At 66.2% G+C, this 302-nt stretch carries 1 protein-coding gene; it reads left to right on the top strand.

Annotation, left to right across the window (positions count from 1 at the left end):
- Positions 1-61 precede the first annotated feature (61 nt).
- On the top strand, positions 62-302 hold a 241-nt coding region (locus NE591_RS14285; protein WP_256156986.1), incomplete at its 3' end, for a response regulator transcription factor.

Raw genomic sequence — 302 nt, 5'->3', positions numbered from 1 at the left:
AGTCCGCTCGGCGGCGTGCGCATTGCCGTGAGCGTTCCCCTCAGCCAGAAGGAGGAGACCCATGAGTGAGGCCGATCCCATCCGCGTGCTCGTCGTGGACGACCAGGATCTCGTGCACGGCGGCTTCAAGGCCATTCTCGGCACCTACGAGGGCATCGAGATCGTCGGCGAGGCCCGAAATGGGGCCGATGCGGTACAGGAGGCGCAGCGCCTTCGGCCCGACGTGGTGCTCATGGACATCCGCATGCCCGAAATGAACGGCATCGAGGCCACCCGCGCCATCACATCGAACCCGCTGCTCG

Origin of the sequence: Adlercreutzia sp. DFI.6.23 (assembly GCF_024462535.1) — a bacterium.
GTDB lineage: Bacteria > Actinomycetota > Coriobacteriia > Coriobacteriales > Eggerthellaceae > Adlercreutzia > Adlercreutzia rubneri.
The sequence above is the reverse complement of the archived record's forward strand: the minus strand, read 5'-3'. Positions and strand labels throughout refer to the sequence as shown.